The organism is Roseivivax sp. CAU 1761 (assembly GCF_054482755.1).
On the sequence record NZ_JBTLRM010000010.1, the window covers coordinates 62,975 to 80,085 of the forward strand.

At 71.0% G+C, this 17,111-nt stretch carries 18 protein-coding genes, 1 tRNA gene and 1 pseudogene; 11 read left to right on the plus strand and 9 right to left on the minus strand.

Going from position 1 to position 17,111, the window contains the following annotated elements:
- Together glyA and ACXYMW_RS08550 are read left to right on the plus strand one after the other, a co-directional pair.
- Positions 1–241: pseudogene (glyA, locus tag ACXYMW_RS08545) on the plus strand (serine hydroxymethyltransferase); the annotation flags it as partial.
- Positions 242–305: 64 nt separating this feature from the next.
- Positions 306–1,076, plus strand: a complete 771-nt coding sequence (locus tag ACXYMW_RS08550; protein ID WP_459034894.1) for an alpha/beta fold hydrolase — start codon at positions 306–308, stop codon at positions 1,074–1,076.
- Positions 1,077–1,164: 88 nt separating this feature from the next.
- On the opposite strand, the gene ACXYMW_RS08555 is transcribed toward ACXYMW_RS08550, so the two are convergent.
- Both ACXYMW_RS08555 and ACXYMW_RS08560 read right to left on the minus strand, forming a co-directional pair.
- The gene (locus ACXYMW_RS08555; RefSeq protein ID WP_459034895.1) at positions 1,165–1,527 is read right to left on the minus strand and encodes a hypothetical protein; all 363 of its coding nucleotides are present in this window, start codon (positions 1,525–1,527) and stop codon (positions 1,165–1,167) included.
- A gap of 155 nt (positions 1,528–1,682) precedes the next feature.
- Positions 1,683–1,967 (minus strand): acylphosphatase, encoded by a 285-nt coding sequence (locus ACXYMW_RS08560; protein ID WP_459034896.1) that lies wholly within the window; start codon positions 1,965–1,967, stop codon positions 1,683–1,685.
- A 169-nt stretch (positions 1,968–2,136) separates the two neighbouring features.
- Between ACXYMW_RS08560 and lepA the strand changes: the two genes are divergently transcribed.
- Positions 2,137–3,939 (plus strand): translation elongation factor 4, encoded by a 1,803-nt coding sequence (lepA, locus tag ACXYMW_RS08565; RefSeq protein ID WP_459034897.1) that lies wholly within the window; start codon positions 2,137–2,139, stop codon positions 3,937–3,939.
- A gap of 102 nt (positions 3,940–4,041) precedes the next feature.
- On the opposite strand, the gene ACXYMW_RS08570 is transcribed toward lepA, so the two are convergent.
- The gene (locus ACXYMW_RS08570; RefSeq protein WP_459034898.1) at positions 4,042–4,650 is read right to left on the minus strand and encodes a calcium-binding protein; all 609 of its coding nucleotides are present in this window, start codon (positions 4,648–4,650) and stop codon (positions 4,042–4,044) included.
- A gap of 434 nt (positions 4,651–5,084) precedes the next feature.
- Between ACXYMW_RS08570 and ACXYMW_RS08575 the strand changes: the two genes are divergently transcribed.
- Entirely contained in the window at positions 5,085–5,327 is a 243-nt protein-coding gene (locus ACXYMW_RS08575; protein ID WP_459034899.1) for a hypothetical protein, read from the plus strand.
- Between the two features lie 82 nt (positions 5,328–5,409).
- Complete coding sequence (locus ACXYMW_RS08580) at positions 5,410–5,742, plus strand: DUF3140 domain-containing protein (protein ID WP_459034900.1); 333 nt, start codon at positions 5,410–5,412, stop codon at positions 5,740–5,742.
- Positions 5,743–5,785: 43 nt separating this feature from the next.
- Here the strand turns inward: ACXYMW_RS08580 and ACXYMW_RS08585 are convergent, their stop codons facing one another.
- The 3 genes from ACXYMW_RS08585 to dapF all read right to left on the minus strand — a co-directional run bounded on the left by ACXYMW_RS08585 (position 5,786) and on the right by dapF (position 8,663).
- Positions 5,786–6,481 carry a CDP-alcohol phosphatidyltransferase family protein gene (locus tag ACXYMW_RS08585; protein ID WP_459034901.1) on the minus strand — a complete coding sequence of 232 codons (696 nt, stop codon included), beginning with the start codon at positions 6,479–6,481 and terminating at the stop codon, positions 5,786–5,788.
- 71 nt (positions 6,482–6,552) lie between these two features.
- Positions 6,553–7,830, minus strand: coding sequence for a tRNA (N(6)-L-threonylcarbamoyladenosine(37)-C(2))-methylthiotransferase MtaB (gene mtaB, locus ACXYMW_RS08590; RefSeq protein ID WP_459034902.1), 1,278 nt, complete (start codon positions 7,828–7,830; stop codon positions 6,553–6,555).
- A complete protein-coding gene (gene dapF / locus ACXYMW_RS08595) occupies positions 7,827–8,663 on the minus strand; it encodes a diaminopimelate epimerase (protein WP_459034903.1) in 837 nt (278 codons plus the stop codon). The genes mtaB and dapF overlap by 4 nt, the downstream gene beginning before the upstream one ends.
- Positions 8,664–8,946: 283 nt before the next feature.
- Here dapF and ACXYMW_RS08600 point away from each other — a divergent pair.
- Positions 8,947–9,022, plus strand: a tRNA-Lys gene (locus ACXYMW_RS08600).
- A gap of 492 nt (positions 9,023–9,514) precedes the next feature.
- Here ACXYMW_RS08600 and ACXYMW_RS08605 read toward each other — a convergent pair.
- Positions 9,515–9,766, minus strand: a complete 252-nt coding sequence (locus ACXYMW_RS08605; RefSeq protein WP_459034904.1) for an accessory factor UbiK family protein — start codon at positions 9,764–9,766, stop codon at positions 9,515–9,517.
- Between the two features lie 95 nt (positions 9,767–9,861).
- Between ACXYMW_RS08605 and lgt the strand changes: the two genes are divergently transcribed.
- The 4 genes from lgt (at position 9,862) to ACXYMW_RS08625 (ending at position 13,678) form a co-directional block, all read left to right on the plus strand.
- Positions 9,862–10,767 (plus strand): prolipoprotein diacylglyceryl transferase, encoded by a 906-nt coding sequence (lgt, locus tag ACXYMW_RS08610; protein WP_459034905.1) that lies wholly within the window; start codon positions 9,862–9,864, stop codon positions 10,765–10,767.
- On the plus strand, positions 10,764–11,846 hold the full coding sequence (locus ACXYMW_RS08615) for a class I SAM-dependent methyltransferase (RefSeq protein ID WP_459034906.1): 1,083 nt from the start codon (positions 10,764–10,766) through the stop codon (positions 11,844–11,846). Before lgt ends, ACXYMW_RS08615 begins: the two co-directional genes overlap by 4 nt.
- Positions 11,843–12,598, plus strand: a complete 756-nt coding sequence (pgeF, locus tag ACXYMW_RS08620; protein WP_459034907.1) for a peptidoglycan editing factor PgeF — start codon at positions 11,843–11,845, stop codon at positions 12,596–12,598. Before ACXYMW_RS08615 ends, pgeF begins: the two co-directional genes overlap by 4 nt.
- A 291-nt stretch (positions 12,599–12,889) precedes the next feature.
- Positions 12,890–13,678, plus strand: coding sequence for a Hint domain-containing protein (locus ACXYMW_RS08625; protein WP_459034908.1), 789 nt, complete (start codon positions 12,890–12,892; stop codon positions 13,676–13,678).
- On the opposite strand, the gene ACXYMW_RS08630 is transcribed toward ACXYMW_RS08625, so the two are convergent.
- Complete coding sequence (locus ACXYMW_RS08630) at positions 13,670–14,170, minus strand: Lrp/AsnC family transcriptional regulator (RefSeq protein ID WP_459034909.1); 501 nt, start codon at positions 14,168–14,170, stop codon at positions 13,670–13,672. The two genes, ACXYMW_RS08625 and ACXYMW_RS08630, sit on opposite strands and share 9 nt — an antisense overlap.
- A gap of 214 nt (positions 14,171–14,384) precedes the next feature.
- Between ACXYMW_RS08630 and trxB the strand changes: the two genes are divergently transcribed.
- Positions 14,385–15,392 carry a thioredoxin-disulfide reductase gene (trxB, locus tag ACXYMW_RS08635; protein WP_459034910.1) on the plus strand — a complete coding sequence of 336 codons (1,008 nt, stop codon included), beginning with the start codon at positions 14,385–14,387 and terminating at the stop codon, positions 15,390–15,392.
- A gap of 46 nt (positions 15,393–15,438) precedes the next feature.
- Here trxB and ACXYMW_RS08640 read toward each other — a convergent pair whose 3' ends face one another.
- Positions 15,439–16,845, minus strand: a complete 1,407-nt coding sequence (locus ACXYMW_RS08640; protein WP_459034911.1) for an amidase — start codon at positions 16,843–16,845, stop codon at positions 15,439–15,441.
- Positions 16,846–17,111: the final 266 nt, after the last annotated feature.

Genomic DNA, 17,111 nt, shown 5'->3' on the forward strand with positions numbered 1-17,111 from the left:
GAACGGCGTGCCGTTCGACCCGGAAAAGCCCACCGTGACCTCGGGCATCCGCCTCGGCTCGCCGGCGGGCACCACCCGCGGCTTCGGCACCGCCGAGTTCCGCCAGATCGCCGGCTGGATCGTCGAGGTGGTGGACGGGCTCGCCGCCCACGGCGAGGACGGCAACGAGGCGGTCGAGGCCAAGGTCCGGGCCGAGGTCGCCGAGATGCTCGCCCGCTTCCCGATCTACCCCACCCTCTGACCCGCGCCCCCGCGCGCCGGCCCGCAGCACCGGGCCGCGCGCGGGCCGCGCCGCGAGGCCCCCCATGCTCAACACCATCGTGCACGGCGACCCGGGCGCCGCGCCGCCCCTGATCCTGGCGCACGGGCTCTACGGCCAGGCCCGCAACTGGACCACCATCGCCCGGGCCCTGTCCGGCCCGCGCCAGGTGATCGCCGCCGACCTGCGCAATCACGGCGCCAGCCCCTTCACCGAGACCCACGCCTACCCTGACCTCGCCGCCGATCTGGCCGAGCTGATCGCCCATCATGGCGGCACCGCCGACCTGCTGGGCCATTCCATGGGCGGCAAGGCGGCGATGGCGGCGGCGCTGCTGCATCCCGGGGCGGTGCGCCGGCTGATCGTGGCGGACATCGCCCCGGTGGCCTATGACCACGACCAGACCCGGTTCATCCACGCCATGCGCGGCGTCGACCTCAGCCGGGTGCAGAAGCGCTCGGACGCGCAGCGCCAGCTCGCCCGGGTGATCGACGACCCGGTGCTGCCGGCCTTCTTCACCCAGGCGCTCGACGTGGCGGAGAAGCGCTGGACGCTGAACCTCGACACGCTGGAGCGCGAGATGCCGCGCATCCTCGCCTGGCCCGGGATCGCGGGGCGGTTCGACGGCCCGGCGCTGTTCCTGACCGGCGCCGACAGCGACTATGTCCGCCCCGAGCACCGCGACACGATCCGGGCGCTCTTCCCGCGCGCCCGCTTCGCGCGCATTCCCGGGGCCGGGCACTGGCTGCACGCGGAAAAGCCCGAGGCGGTGGCGCGCACCGCGGCGGCCTTTCTTGAGGCCCGCGCCGACGACTGAGCCGCCGGGCCTCCGCGACGCCGGCGGCCCCGACCCCGCCACGGGACCGGGGCGAAACGCTCCGGGGCGGAAAAGGTCCGGGCGCGGCTCAGAGGCCGCGGCAGATCTGCTCCGCCCGGCCGACGAAGGCCTTGTAGTTGCGCCAGGTCCGCTCGTCGTCGGGGCGGTCGGATTGCCGCATCACCTGGGCCTCGTGGGGATCGCGGAAGAAGCGTTCGGCGGCGCGCTGCTCGGCGCCGCTGAGCGAGGCATTGGCGACCCCCTGGAGGCAGCCGCAGAGCTGGGTGTTGCGCGCCTTGCGGTCGCTGGCCAGGCAGGCCCGGCTGATCGGGCCGCTGGCGAACCGGGTCACCGGCGCATAATACCCGGCGCCGCGCGTCACGCGGTCGCTGCCGCCGCCACAGGCGCTGAGCACGAGGCTCGCCGCCGCCATCAAAAGAATTGCCTTCATCTGCTCTGTCCCTTGCCTGTGCATCACGCGGCCCGGGGCGCGGCCTGTTGCCGGTCGCTGCCCGCTGGACCTCTGCCTACCGGTCGGATCATGCCCGAGGCGCGGCGCTTTGGCAATTCCCGCCGCCCCGCGCGGGGCCCCGGATCGGCCCCTGTTCAGCCGCGGATCGCGACCCCCGCGCCGGCCGGCAGGGCGGCCGCGTCGGCAGCGGCGCGGGCGATCCCGGCCACCGCGCTGGCCGGGGGGCCGCGCCGCAGCGCCGGCTCGAGATCGTTGAGCGCCGCGGCCGGGCCGGCCAGCACTGCGCGCACGCTGCCATCGGCGCGGTTCATCACCCAGCCGCGCAGCCCGCGCGCCTCCGCCTCGCGGCAGAGGAAGGCGCGGTAACCCACGCCCTGCACCCGGCCGGTCACGTCCAGTTGTTGCGCGATCTCGTCCATGCTTCTGCTCCCCGTGCCGCGGCGGCGGGCCGCGCCCGCCGCGTTTGCCTCGCCGGGCCAGTCTAGCGACCAAGCCGCCGGCGCCAAACCCGGCCCGGCCCCGCGCCGCGGCGCCGCGCCCCCGTCGCACCACCTTGACCGGGCCCGCGGCCCGCGTCATATCGCGCGCATGACCCCGATCTCGCGCATCCGCAACTTCTCCATCGTCGCCCATATCGACCACGGGAAATCCACCCTGGCCGACCGGCTGATCCAGCTCACCGGCACCGTCGCCGAACGCGACATGAAGGACCAGCTGCTCGACGCCATGGACATCGAGCGCGAGCGCGGCATCACCATCAAGGCCAACACGGTCCGCATCGACTACCCGGCCAAGGACGGGCAGACCTACGTGCTGAACCTGATCGACACGCCGGGCCATGTCGACTTCGCCTACGAGGTGGCGCGCTCGATGCACGCCGTCGAGGGCTCGCTCTTGGTGGTCGACGCCACCCAGGGCGTCGAGGCGCAGACCCTGGCCAACGTCTACACCGCGCTCGATGCCGACCACGAGATCGTGCCGGTGCTGAACAAGGTCGACCTGCCCGCGGCCGAGCCCGACCGGGTGCGCGAGCAGATCGAGGACGTGATCGGCATCGACGCCTCCGAGGCCTGCCTGATCTCGGCCAAGACCGGCATCGGCATCCCCGACGTGCTCGAGGCCATCGTGCAGCGCCTGCCGGCGCCGGCCGAGGGCGACGCCTCGAAACCGCTGAAGGCGATGCTGGTCGATTCGAAGTACGACCAGTATCTCGGCGTGATCTGCATCGTGCGGATCATCGACGGCACCCTGAAGAAGGGCGACCGGATCCGCATGATGAAGACGGGGGGCACCTACGATGTCGACGATGTCGGCGTCTACCGCCCGGCGATGACCGCGGTCGAGAGCCTCGGGCCGGGCGAGATCGGCTATCTCAACGCCTCGATCAAGCAGGTCCGCGACACCCGCGTCGGCGACACGATCACCCATGAGCGCAAGCCCTGCGAGACCCCCCTGCCCGGCTTCAAGCCGTCGGTGCCGGTGGTGTTCTGCGGCCTCTTCCCGGTCGATGCCAACGATTTCGAGGACATGCGCGACGCCATCGAGAAGCTGGCGCTGAACGACGCCTCCTTCACCTACGAGATGGAGACCTCGGCGGCGCTCGGCTTCGGCTTCCGCTGCGGCTTCCTGGGCCTTCTGCATCTCGAGGTGATCCGCGACCGGCTGGAGCGCGAATACGGCATCGAGCTGATCACCACGGCGCCGTCGGTGATCTACCACCTCTACACCAAGGACGGCGAGCGGCGCGACCTGCACAACCCCGCCGACATGCCCGACCCGTCGACCATCGCCCATGTCGAGGAGCCGCGTATCAAGGCCACCATCATGGTGCCCGACGAATATCTCGGCGACGTGCTGAAGCTCTGCCAGGAGCGGCGCGGTCTGCAGCTCGACCTGACCTATGTCGGCGGCCGGGCGATGACGGTCTACGACCTGCCGCTGAACGAGGTGGTGTTCGACTTCTACGACCGGCTGAAATCGGTGACCAAGGGCTACGCGTCGTTCGATTACGAGCTGATCGGCTACCGCGAGGACAACCTCGTGAAGATGCAGATCCTGGTCAACGACGAGCCGGTGGACGCGCTCGCCATGATGGTGCACCGCGACCGCGCCGAGATGCGCGGCCGGGCGATGTGCGAGAAGCTCAAGGACCTGATCCCGCGCCACATGTTCAAGATCCCGATCCAGGCGGCGATCGGCGGCAAGGTGATCGCGCGCGAGACCCTGTCGGCGCTCAGGAAGGACGTGACCGCCAAGTGCTACGGCGGCGACGCCACCCGGAAGAAGAAGCTTCTGGAGAAGCAGAAGGCCGGCAAGAAGAAGATGCGCCAGTTCGGCAAGGTCGAGATCCCGCAGGAAGCCTTCATCTCCGCTCTGAAGATGGACAGCTGAGCCGCGCGCCTCGGGCGGAACCACGGCGGATCATATCCCCGGACATGTCGCGGGACCGGAATTGGATATCCGGCCCCGCCGGAATGCGCCGCAGCCGCCGCGTCAATAGATGCAGTCGTCGGGTATGACATCGGGGAAAACCTGAGGTTCGAGCCCCTCCAGAAGGACATAGGTCACGGTATTGCCGTCGGTGAAGGTGTAGAGCACCCCGTCATCCGTGTTTTCCCGGCTGACCTGGAGCGGATCGTCGCACAGGAACTCGAGGGTATCTCCCTCGGCGTAGTCCGTGATGACGTTGTAGCCGTCGTCGAGATCGAAGATGTAGTGATCATCGCCGTCGCCCCCTTCGAGGGTGTCGTCGCCATCCCCCGCGATGATCGTGTCGGCGCCGTTGCCGCCGGAAATGTCGTCGTTCCCGGCTCCTCCCTCGAGCAGGTCGTTGCCGCCGCCGCCCTCGAGCGTGTCCTGCCCGGAGCCGCCCTTGAGGGTATCCTGCCCGTTGCCCCCCTTGAGCAGGTCGGCATTGTTGCCGCCGCGCAGGAGGTCGTTGCCCTGGCCGCCCAGCAGGGTGTCCTGCCCGCCGCCGCCGAACACCGTGTCGTGCCCGCCGCGGGCGGCGACGTGGTCATTGCCGCCCTTGCCTTCGATCAGGTCTGATGCCGGGGTGCCGATCAGCGTATTGCCCAAGTCATTTCCCACAATATTCGCCATCTCAATTCTCCCGAATAAGGGTTTGATTAAAATAGAATTTCAATAATATTCCAAAAGTTGATAATTATTATATCATATACCACTTTAGCCAGAAAGTTCGTGATCCGGTCAGCTAAAGAACGGGTGCGCCGACCCGGCATGCCGCCGGAAAGGCCCGCCGGCCGGCCTTTGCGCTCGGACGGAATGGCCCGCCAAATCGGAAGACCGGCCCCCGGGATTGACGACGCGTTGCGGGCGGTAGGCCGCGCCCCGCCCCCCTCCCCGCAATCGCCGGGGCGCCGGGCAATGCGCCTGCGTCAACACCTCCGAACCGGCAGCTTCGCAAGGCCAACCGCCCGGTGCCGCCTTCACGCCACCGCCCTGACGCAAACGCGACCGCGGCGGGTCGGGAATGCTGCTATACTCCCGGCGTTCGCGATCCGGAGTGCATCGTCATGAAACCCCTTCTCCTAGCCGCCGCTCTCGTCCTCGCCGCCGGTCCGGCCCTTGCCGGGCGCTGCCCCGCCGACATGGCGGAGATCGACGCCGCGCTGGCGCAGAACCCGCAGCTTTCCGAGGCTGATCTGGCCCGCGTCCGGGCGCTCCGGGCCGAGGGCGAGCAGCTGCACGAAGCCGGCAGCCACGCCGCCTCGGTGGACGTGCTGGGCCGGGCCAAGACCCTGCTCGGGCTGCCCTGAGGCGCCCCTGCGGGGCGCGCCGGGGAACCCCGGCGCGGGCTCTCCGGTTGGGGCGCGACACCCTCAGCCGCAGGAGCCCCGCATGGCGAAATCGCGAGACGAGATCTGGTCCGAATGGCAGGACCTGGTGAACATGGCGCCGAAGGAGCTCGAGGACTGGCTCGAGACCGAGGAAAGCCAGGAGATCGGCGACAGCGGCGGCGAGAGCGAATCCACCGGCCACGAATCGGGGCGGCGCATCGTCGAGATCAAGCGCACCAACAAGGACGATCTCTCGGACGGCCAGTGGGACCACATGGCCAAGGTGGTGGGCTACATCAAGCGCCACACCGCCCAGGGCGGCCCAGAGGAGAACCCCGAAGAATCGAAGTGGCGCTACAGCCTGATGAACTGGGGCCACGACCCCTGCAAGTGAGGCCGCCGCGAGCGATGGCGCCCGGACGGGGTCCGCGGCGCGCTCAGGCGCGGCGCGGCGGCACCAGCTGCTGCACGATGCCCACGCCCAGCAGGTAGACCGAGGAGGCGACCAGCCCCCAGATCGCCCAGCTCTGCGGATGGAAATCCACCCAGGCCGCCCAGCCGGCGAAGAACACCCAGGCGAAGGCCACCGGCAGCGACAGGCCGCGCCAGCGCTTGGTGCGCACCGGATGGATGAATTTCAGCGGCAGGAACATCGCCACCGCCAGCACCGCGACCAGCGCCAGGATGATCCAGAAATCGGGGCGCACCGCGAAGAGCACCAGAACCAGCATGTTCCAGCAGCCGGGGAAGCCCTGGAAGGAATTGTCGTCGGTCTTCATCCGCGTGTCGGCAAAGTACATCGCCGAGGCATAGGTGATGATGAAGATCGTCACCCAGCCGGTCCAGCCCGCCAGCAGGTCGGACTGGAACAGCGCGAAGGCCGGGATGAAGACATAGGTGAGATAGTCGATGATCAGGTCGAGCAGCACGCCGTCGAAGCGCGGCGAGTTAAGCTTCACGTCGTAGCGCCGCGCCAGCGGGCCGTCGACGCCGTCCACCGCGAAGGCCACCACCAGCCAGAGGAACATCACCGACCAGGCGCCCTGCGCCGCGGCCAGGAGCGCCAGCATGGCGAAGATCGCTCCGGTGGCGGTGAGCAGGTGGACGAACAGGGCCTGGGTGCGCAATCTCATCCGCCCCTGATGGCGGAAAAGCCGGGCCGTCGCAACGGCTCACAGCGGCCCTGGCGCCGCCCGGGCGCGCCTCAGGCGAGCAGCCGGGCCCCGTCATGGCCGGCGATCCGGGCCGCGACCAGCGCGCCCTCGACCTGCGGCGCGGCAAAGCGCACCTCGGCGAATTGCTCGGTGCGGCCGATCTCGGGCGATTCCATCAGGATGCGGTGTTCGCGGCCGCGCTGCGCCTCGAGATGGCGCGCCACCGCGGCCTCCCCCGCCGCGCGCAGCCGGGCGGCGCGCTCGCGGATCGCCGGGCCCGCGACCTGCGGCATGCGCGCCGCCGGGGTGCCCTTGCGCGGGCTGTAGGGGAAGACGTGCAGCCAGGTCAGGTCGCAGGCCTCGACCATCCGGAGCGCGTTCTCGAAATGCGCCTCGGTCTCGGTCGGGAAGCCGGCGATGATGTCGGCGCCGAAGGTCATGTCGGGACGCAGCCGGCGCGCCTCCTCGCAGAACCGCACCGCGTCGCCGGAGAGATGCCGGCGCTTCATCCGCTTCAGGATCAGGTCGTCGCCGTGCTGCAGCGACAGATGCAGATGCGGCATCAGCCGCGGCTCGGTGGCGATTGCCTCCATCAGCGCCGGGTCGACCTCGATCGAATCGATCGAGGAGATCCGCAGCCGCTTCAGGTCGGGCACCAGCTTCAGGATGCGGCGCACCAGATCGCCGAGCCGCGGCGCCGAGGGCAGGTCGGCGCCCCAGGAGGTCAGGTCGACGCCGGTCAGCACCACCTCGTGGAAGCCGTTGCCGACCAGCCGCTTGATCTGCTCGACCACCACGCCCGCCGGGACCGAGCGGGAATTGCCGCGGCCATAGGGGATGATGCAGAAGGTGCAGCGATGGTCGCAGCCGTTCTGAACCTGCACGTAGGCGCGGCTGCGGGTTCCGAAGCCGTCGATCAGGTGGCCCGCGGTCTCGGTCACCGACATGATGTCGTCGACCTGCACCCGCTCGGTCTCGCCGGTGAAGTCGGCGGCCATGCCGGCCCAGGTCTCGGGGCGCATCTTCTCGGCATTGCCGATCACCGCGTCGACCTCGTCCATCGCCGCGAAGGTCTCGGGCTCGGTCTGGGCGGCGCAGCCGGTGACGATCAGCCTGGCCTCGGGGTTGGCGCGGCGCAGGCGGCGGATCTCCTGCCGGGCCTTGCGCACCGCCTCGGCGGTCACCGCGCAGGTATTGACCACCACGGCGCCGGAAAACCCGGCCTCCTCGGCCATGCGCTTCATCGCCTCGGTCTCGTAGGCGTTGAGCCGGCAGCCCATGGTGGCGAAGACCGGCGCCGGGGCGTCGGAGGTTTCGGGACTGCTCATGCCACGCTCTCCAGCCAGGCCCGCGTCAGCACGCCGTCGAAGACATGCGCGGTCGGCCCGGTCATCCAGACGCCGTCCTGGCGCCAGTCGATCTCCAGCGTGCCGCCGTCGAGATCGACCGCGACCCGCCGCCCGGTCAGGCCGCGCCGCGCCGCCGCCACCGCGGTGGCGCAGGACGACGAGCCCGAGGCCAGGGTGATGCCGGTGCCGCGCTCCCAGACCCGCATGCGGATGCGGTCCGGGCCGGTGATCTGGGCGAACTGGACGTTGGTGCGCTCCGGGAACAGCGGGTCGCGCTCGATCCGCGCGCCCTGCCCGGCGAGGTCGATGGCCGCCACGTCGTCCACGAAGAAGGTGCAATGCGGATTGCCCATCCCGGTCGCGGTGGGCGCCCCCTCGAGCGGCAGGGCCAGCGTGTCGGCTGCGCGGGCCAGCGGGATCTCGCGCCAGTCGAGCTGCGGCGCCCCCATGTTGACCGCGACCGCGCCGCCGGCGCCGCGCTCCGCCAAGAGCGCGCCGCGGGCCGTCTCCAGCCGCAGCCGGTCGCGCCCGGTCTCGTCCATCAGCACGGCGGCGATGCAGCGGGTGGCATTGCCGCAGGCCGCCGAGGGCGAGCCGTCGGCGTTCCAGAAACGCAGCAGGGCATCGGCTTCGGCGGCGGGCTCGATCACCGCAAGCTGGTCGAAGCCCACGCCGCGATGCCGATCGCCGATGGCCTCGACCTGCTTCGGGTCAAGCGCCACGGGGCGGCGGCGGGCGTCGAGCACGACGAAGTCGTTGCCCAGCCCGTGCATCTTCCTGAACGGCAATCCGGTATCGCGGGGGTCGGTCATGCGCGCGCATATACGCGCGGCGGGCGCGGCTTTCCAGTGCCGGCGACGCATCCCCGGCCTGCGTGCCGCGCGCCCCCCGGAGGCCCGCTTGCGGCCCGCGACGGCCCGCGCCCGGCGGCGCGCAAGCTTTTCGTCATGGCGCGATCTTTTTGGGTTGACCCTTCCCGGCCCTGCTTCTAGGAACCGCGCCATCGGAACGGGGCGCTCGCAAGACGCTCCGGGACGCGCCGGCCAGAGCCGCTTGCGCCTTCGGGACCAAACGGTTAGGGACGGAACAGGAGATGGGCCGTTAGCTCAGTTGGTAGAGCAACTGACTTTTAATCAGTGGGTCGCAGGTTCGAATCCTGCACGGCTCACCACCTCCTTCCTCTGAACCACCTCATCGCACGATCCGCGGCAGGCGTCCGCCCCGGGGACCCCGGCGATGCGACCCGCGTGGTCTCCTGGCTGGGCCCGGACATTGCTCCGGAGAGCGGCGCCAGTCCTGCGTCCCTGAAGCCGTTTGTGCTGGCAGCCGCCGCGACCGGCCGCGCTGCCGCGATCCTCGCCGGCCACGACCACAGTCACGACCCGCCGGGCCAGCACGCCAGTGCCGAAGCTGCCGTCGAGGTCACCGGGCACGGCCGCCTCCGCGGCAGGGATCACGCCCCCGGCCGGCACAAGACGGCTGGCGCGTGGTCCTCGTGCGGGCGGGACCGGCCGGCCCGGCCCGCGGTTTTCGCCCCCCACGCCGAGCGGACGCGGTTGGGCCCTTCACGGGCTTCGGCGCGCTGCGTCGTGCCCGACGATCGGATGCGCGCCCATCGATCGGCCAGACAAGCGGTCCCCCGCGCCGCGGGGAGACCCGTCTCTCAGGACGGCTTGCCGGCCTTCTCCATGGCGTCGAGCCGGGCCTTCAGCGCCTGGTTCTCCTCGCGCGCCTTCTGCGCCATCGCCCGCACCGCGTCGAATTCCTCCCGGGTGACGAAATCGCGGTCCGCCAGCCAGCGGTCGATCATCGACTTCATCGCCGTCTCGGCCTCCTGCCGCGCGCCCTGGGCGACGCCCATCGCGTTGGTCATCAGCTGGGAGAAGTCGTCGAACATCTTGTTGCGGGTCTGCATGGCTGCCTCCGGGATCTGCATTCCGGCTGTATATGGCCCCGCGGCGCCGATCTCTCAAGGTTGACAGCCCTGCCCGCGCTCCGCACAGAAGCGGGATGAAAGCCGCGATTCCCTTCCCGCCCCTGTCGCCGGAACTCGTGTCGATCGAGCTCTTCGGCCTCGAACTGGCGCTGCGCTGGTACGCGCTGGCCTATATCGCCGGCATTCTGATCGGCTGGCGGCTGGCGGTGGCGCTGGTGCGGCGCCCGGCGCTCTGGCGCGGCATGACCCCGCCGCTCGACATGCGCCAGATCGAGGACCTGCTGACCTGGGTGGTGCTGGGGGTGATCCTCGGCGGCCGGCTCGGCTTCGTGCTGTTCTACCAGCCCGGCTACTACCTCGAACATCCGGCGCAGATTCCCATGGTCTGGCAGGGCGGCATGTCCTTCCACGGCGGCATGCTGGGGGTCATGGTGGCCTTCCTCGCCTTCTGCTGGCGGCATTCCGCGGCGATCCTGCCGGTGGCCGACATGCTGGCCGTGGCGACGCCGCCGGGGCTGCTGCTGGGCCGGCTGGCGAACTTCGTCAATGCCGAGCTCTGGGGCCGTCCCACCGACCTCCCCTGGGGGGTGATCTTTCCCGGCGAGGCGGCACAGAGCTGCGGCCAGGCGGTGGGCGAGTTCTGCGCGCGCCACCCCTCGCAGCTCTACGAAGCAGCGCTCGAGGGCCTGGTGCTGGGCGCCGTGCTGCTCTGGCTGGCCTTCCGCGGCGGCCTGCTCAAGCGCCCGGGCGTTGCCACCGGACTGTTCCTGATCGGCTACGGCGCGGCGCGCTTCGTGGTGGAATTCGTGCGCCAGCCGGACGCGCATTTCCAGGCTCCCGGCAACCCGCTGGGCCTGGCCTGGCACATCGACGGCTGGGGCCTGACCATGGGCCAGATCCTGTCCCTGCCGATGATCCTGCTGGGCCTCGCGCTGATCCTGCGCGCCCGGCGCTACGCCGAAAGCCCCGCCCCGGCATGAGCACGACGCCGCTGGGCGATCTGCTGGTCCGGCGCATCCGGGCCGAGGGGCCGATCAGCCTCGCCGAGTACATGGCGACCTGCCTGCTGCATCCGCGCCACGGCTATTACGCAACCCGCGATCCGCTGGGCCGCGGCGGCGATTTCACCACCGCGCCGGAGATCAGCCAGATGTTCGGCGAGATGCTGGGCCTGGCCCTGGCCCAGACCTGGCAGGACCAGGGCGCGCCGCAGCGCTTCGTGCTGGCCGAGCTCGGCCCCGGCCGCGGCACGCTGATGGCCGACATGCTGCGCGCCGTCCGCGCCCTGCCGGGCTTTGCCGCGGCCGCCGAGCTGCACCTCGTCGAGGCCTCGCCGGTGCTGCGCGACCGCCAGGCCGCCACCCTCGCCGGGCTCGGCGATCCGGTCTGGCACGACGATCTCTCCACCCTGCCCGAGGCGCCGCTCTTCCTCGTCGCCAACGAGTTCCTCGACGCCCTGCCGATCCGCCAGTTCCAGCGCCAGGGCGACGGCTGGGCCGAGCGTATGGTGGGACTCGAGGACGGCCGCCTGCGGCTCGGCCTCAGCGCGGCGCTGCCGCGGGCGGAGCTGGCGCACCGGCTGGCCGACACGCCCGAGGGCGGCCTTGTCGAGACCTCTGCCACGGCGACCGCGCTGGCGGCAGGGGTGGCGCAGCGCATCGCCGCACGGGGCGGTGCCGCGCTCTTCGTCGATTACGGCGACTGGCGCAGCCGCGGCGACACGTTCCAGGCCGTCGCCGGCCACGCCTATGCCGACCCGTTCGCCGCGCCCGGCCAGGCCGACCTCACCGCGCATGTGGATTTCGAGGCCATCGCCGGTGCCGTCGCCGCGGTGCCCGGCATGGCCGCGACCCGGGCCACGCCGCAGGGCGTGGTGCTCGAGCGGCTCGGCATCACCGCCCGCGCGCGGAGCCTGGCGCGCCGCCTCCACGGGGTCGAACTCGAGGCCCACATCGCGGCGCATCGCCGGTTGACCCACCCCGAAGAAATGGGAACGGTGTTCAAGATTCTGGGAGCTTATCCCGCCGACACCGCCCCGCCACCCGGACTGGACCGATGACCCTAGAAGTGATCACCGCCGACACGCTCGCCCCCTTCCGCCACGGTTTCTTTACCCGCCGGGGCGGCGCCTCCTCGGGGGTGTTCGCCGGGCTGAACTGCGGCCAGGGCTCGACCGACCAGGCGGAGATGGTGCAGATCAACCGCGCCCGTGCGGCCGCGGCGCTCGATCTGCCGCCGGCGCAGCTGATCAACGTCCACCAGGTGCATTCCGCCGAGGTGGTGCAGGTCTCGGCGCCGTTCCACGGCACGCCGCCCCGGGCCGACGCGCTGGTCACCGCGACGCCGGGCCTCGCCATCGCGGTGCTCACCGCCGATTGCCAGCCGGTGCTCTTCGCCGATGCCGAGAATGGCGTCATCGGGGCCGCCCATGCCGGCTGGCGCGGCGCGCTCGACGGCGTGCTGGAGGAGACGGTGAGCGCGATGGAAGCGCTGGGGGCCCGGCGCGGCGGCATCCGCGCGGTAATCGGCCCGGCGATCTCGCAATCGGCCTACGAGGTCGGGCCGGACTTCTTCGACACCTTCCTGGCCGAGGACCCGGAGAATGCCCGCTTCTTCGCCAACGGCCAGGGCGACAGGCTGCATTTCGACCTGCCGGGCTTCGGCCTGGCGCGGCTGCGCCGCGCCGGGGTGCAGGCCGAATGGACCCGGCACTGCACCTATTCCGATCCGGAACTGTTCTATTCCTTCCGCCGCGCCACCCATGCGCGCGAGGCCGATTACGGCCGCCTGCTCTCCGCCATCCGGCTCTGATCCGGGCGCGGCGCGGTTTCGCGCCGGGCGACAGCCGGCCCGGCTGCGCGGAATCGTCCCCCGAGAGCCCAGCTTTGGCCGCAAACCTCGCGCAGGTTGGGAACAGTCCCGACGCTGTGCGAGGAGCCGCCATGAATCGCCCGAGCCCGATCCCCCGACCGGTCGCCGCCGACCCGCCGCGCAGCGCCGTCGCCTGACCCCTTCCGCCGCCCCTCGACCGCGCGGATGCCCGCCCGGCGGGATCCGCCAGGAGGATCGCGCGCGCCCCGCGCGCGCCGAACGGAGTTCCGGATGCATCCTTCCCCGAACCTACGCAGCGCGCGCGCCCTGACCGCCCGTGACCTGCTGCCCGAAACCCCCGCCCCGTCGGCCCCGGCGCCGCGGCGGCGGCCGCCGCTGATGCGCCGCTACGAGGCCGCCTACCTGCAGCCCGACCTGACCGCCGCCTGGCACCAGGTCACGGCGCCGGCGATCCCGGCCTTCGAGCACGCCGCGGCGGCCTTTGCCCGCGGCACGCTGGTGCAGACCGTCACCGGGCCGACGGCGATCGAGGACCTGATGCCCGGCGACTACATCGAGACCGAGCGCGGACCGGAACCGGTGCTGTGGATCGGCTCCACCGCCTTCGTGCCCAAGGTGCCCGAGGGCGAGAGCGGGCTGACCGAACTGGTGCGCGTGCTGGCCGACGGGTTCGGCCCTGCCCGGCCCGCGGTCGACATGGTGCTCGGCCCCGGTGCGCGGATGGTGATCGAGAGCCCCCATCTGGCGCGGCTGGTCGGGCAGTCCCGCGTCGTCGTGCCGGTGTCGGATTTCGTCGATGGCGACCGGCTGGTGCCGGTGCGCCCGGCCGGCCCGGTGCAGCTCTACCACATCGCGCTGGCGCGCCACGCGGTGATCCGCGTCGCCGGGGTCGAGATGGAAAGCTACCATCCGGGCACGGCGATCAAGAAGGCGCTCGGCGAGGCGCTGACCCCGACCTTCCTGAAGCTCTTCCCCAATCTGCGCGACTTCGCCGATTTCGGCGAGCTCAGCCTGCCCCGCACCTCGCGCGAGGTGCTGGAGACGCTCGAATCACGCTGAGCGGCTCAGCCGCTCCTCGAGCACCTCGAAGGGCACGCCGGGTTCGTCCTTGGCGCCGCGGATCACCAGCGAGGTCTTGACGCTGCCGACATTGGGCGCGGTGAGAAGCTGCCCGGTCAGGAAGCTCTGGAAGGTCGAGAGGTCGGGGGCCACGCATTTCAGGATGAAGTCGACCTCGCCGTTCAGCATGTGGCATTCGCGGACCAGCGGCCAGTCGCGGCAGCGCTGCTCGAAGGCCGACAGGTCGGTCTCGGCCTGGCTCTGCAGGCCGACCATGGCGAAGACCTGGACCTCGAAGCCCAGTTCGCGCGGATCGACATCGGCGTGGTAGCCGCGGATGAAACCCTGCTCCTCGAGCGCGCGGACCCGGCGCAGGCAGGGCGGCGCGGAGATCCCCACCCGTTTGGCCAGTTCGACATTCGTCATGCGGCCATCCGCTTGCAGTTCGGACAGGATCTTGCGATCGATCGGATCGAGTCGGTGACCCGGCATCTGGTTCTCCCCTTGGCCGTGGTTGCGATACTTACTCCGCGCTCTGGGCCGACGCAATAAAGTTTCGCCTGACGACAACAATCTTTCCTCCGCTGTCCTCTTGCCGCGCCGCCGCCCCTGCCGGGTGGGCCGCCGCCACCCGCAGGCGGGATCCGGGGGCTTTCGTTTCCACCCCGCGCTTCCTATATCGGGCCAATTGCGAAAGGAGGCGGCGATGAGCGAGACGCGGCACACCAAGGTTCTGATCATCGGCTCCGGGCCGGCGGGCTACACGGCGGCGGTCTATGCCAGCCGCGCCATGCTCGAGCCGCTGCTGGTGCAGGGCATCCAGCCCGGCGGCCAGCTGACCATCACCACCGAGGTCGAGAACTGGCCCGGCGACACCGAGGTCCAGGGCCCCGACCTGATGGTCCGGATGGAGGCGCATGCCCGCGCCGTCGGCACCGAGATCGTGTCGGACCACATCACCGAACTCGACCTCGACAGCCGGCCCTTCAAGGCCCATGGCGACAGCGGCACGCTCTACACCGCCGACGCGATCATCCTCGCCACCGGGGCGCGGGCGAAATGGCTGGGCCTGCCGTCGGAGCAGAAGTTCCAGGGCTTCGGCGTCTCGGCCTGCGCGACCTGCGACGGCTTCTTCTACCGTGGCCAGGAGGTCGTGGTGGTGGGCGGCGGCAACACCGCCGTGGAAGAGGCGCTGTTCCTGACCAACTTCGCCTCCAAGGTCACCCTGGTGCACCGCCGCGACGAGTTCCGCGCCGAGAAGATCCTGCAGGACCGCCTGTTCAAGAACCCCAAGGTCGAGGTGGTCTGGAACCACCAGCTCGACGAGGTCACCGGCACCGAGTCGCCGCTTGGCGTCGAGGGCGTGCGCCTGCGTCACGTCGAGACCGGCGAGATCCGCGAGATCGCCGCGAAGGGCGTCTTCATCGCCATCGGCCATGCCCCGGCCAACGAACTGGTGGCCGACAAGCTCGAGACCCATATGGGCGGCTACGTGGTGACCAAGCCGGATTCCACCGAGACCTCGATCCCGGGCGTCTTCGCCGCCGGCGACATCACGGACCACAAGTACCGCCAGGCGGTGACCAGCGCCGGCATGGGCTGCATGGCGGCGCTCGAGGCCGAGCGCTGGCTGGCCGAGCAGGATCTCGACCACGGCAAGGACGAATCCCTGCCGCTGGGCTACGGCGCGCCGGTCAGCGAAACCGCCGAGTAAGCCCGGTGCGGGCCGCGCCCTCCGGGTCCGGTCCGCGCCCGCCCGCCTATGCCGCGGCGCGCGGGGCGTCGGGAAATTGCGGCGGATGCGCCTCCAGGTAGGCCGCCGCCGCGCCCAGCACCCGCAGATCGTCGTACTTCGCCCCGACGATCTGGAACCCGACCGGCATTCCGTCCGCGTCGCACCCGCAGGGCACCGACGCGACGGGCTGCTGGCTCAGGTTGAAGGGGTAGGTATAGGGCGCCCATTCGGTCCAGTCCGAGAGCCCGCTCTGCGGCGGCACATCGTGGTTCACCGCGAAGGGCGCGATCGGCACGGTGGGCAGGATCAGCAGATCGAAGCGCGCGAAGAAGGCCTCGATCCGGTGGGTCAGCGCGGCCCGGGAAGATTCCGCGCGGAACAGCTCCACCGCGGTCCAATCGGCGGCGCGGGCATTGGCCGCGAGGCCGGGATCGAGCCTGTCGCGCCCCTCGGGATCGAGCGAGAGCCAGACATCGCGCGACGCCGTCCACCAGAGCTTCTGGAAAACGTCGATGACATTGCCCACGTCGGGGCCCGCCTCCTCGACCTCGGCGCCGAGCGCGGCAAGCGCGGCCGCCGCGCGGGCCACCCTGTCGGCGATCCCCGGCGCCGGCGTCGCGATCCCGAGATCGGGCGAGTATGCCACGCGCATTCCCTTTATGCCGGCGCCGATCCCGGCGCTCCAATCCTCCGGCATCCCGGTCGCCGCGTAGGGGTCGCGCCGGTCGGGGCGGCCCATGGCGTTCAGCATCGCCGCGGCGTCGCCCACGCTGCGCGTCAGCGGCCCGATATGGGACAGGGTGGCGGCCGGCGCCGGCGGCCATTGCGGCACCCAGCCGAAGCTCGGCTTGAAGCCGAACGTGCCGGTGAAGGCTGCGGGGATGCGGATCGAGCCGCCGGAATCGCCGCCCTGGTGCAGGACCCCCATATTCAGCGCCGCGGCGGCCGCGGCCCCGCCGGACGACCCGCCCGGCGTACGGGAAAGGTCCCAGGGATTGCGGGTGGCACCGAACAGACGGTTGTCGGTCACCCCCTTCCAGCCCTGCTCCGGAGTGTTGGTCTTGCCGAGGAAGACCGCGCCGGCCTCGCGCAGCCGCGCCGCCGGCGGCGCGTCGGTGTCGCAGGGCGCCGGATCGCTGAGCAGCGACCCCTCGCGCGCCGGCATGCCCGCGACCTCGGTCAGATCCTTCAGGCTCACCGGGATGCCGTCGAGCGGGCCGCGCGCCGCGCCGCGCTGCCAGCGCGCCTCGGCCGCGCGGGCGGCCTCCATCGCCCCCTCGCGGTCGAGATGGACATAGGCGCCGACCTCACCGTCGAAGCGGTCGATGCGCTCGAACGCGGCCTCCGCGGCCTCGACCGGGGAGGCCGCGCCCGAACGGTACAACCGGGTGAGTTCCGCCGCATCGGCTGTGCCGAGATCGCTTATCGTCATGCCTGCCTCCGTATCGGGATCGCCGGGGCAAACGGGTCCGGGCCTCCGACGTTCCCGGCCGCGCCACCGCGCCGCACCGGGCCGCACCGGCCCGAACTGGCCCGGACCGATCCGGACCCCGGGATTTCCGGCCATGCGCATGCTGCAATGCGGCAATTCCGTCGCGGTAAGCGATGCGACGCGCGCCGGGCCTTGCACCCCTGCGGAAACCGGGTCTAAAGCCGCGACAACGACCTGAGCGTTTGACGCAATTTCCATATCGACCT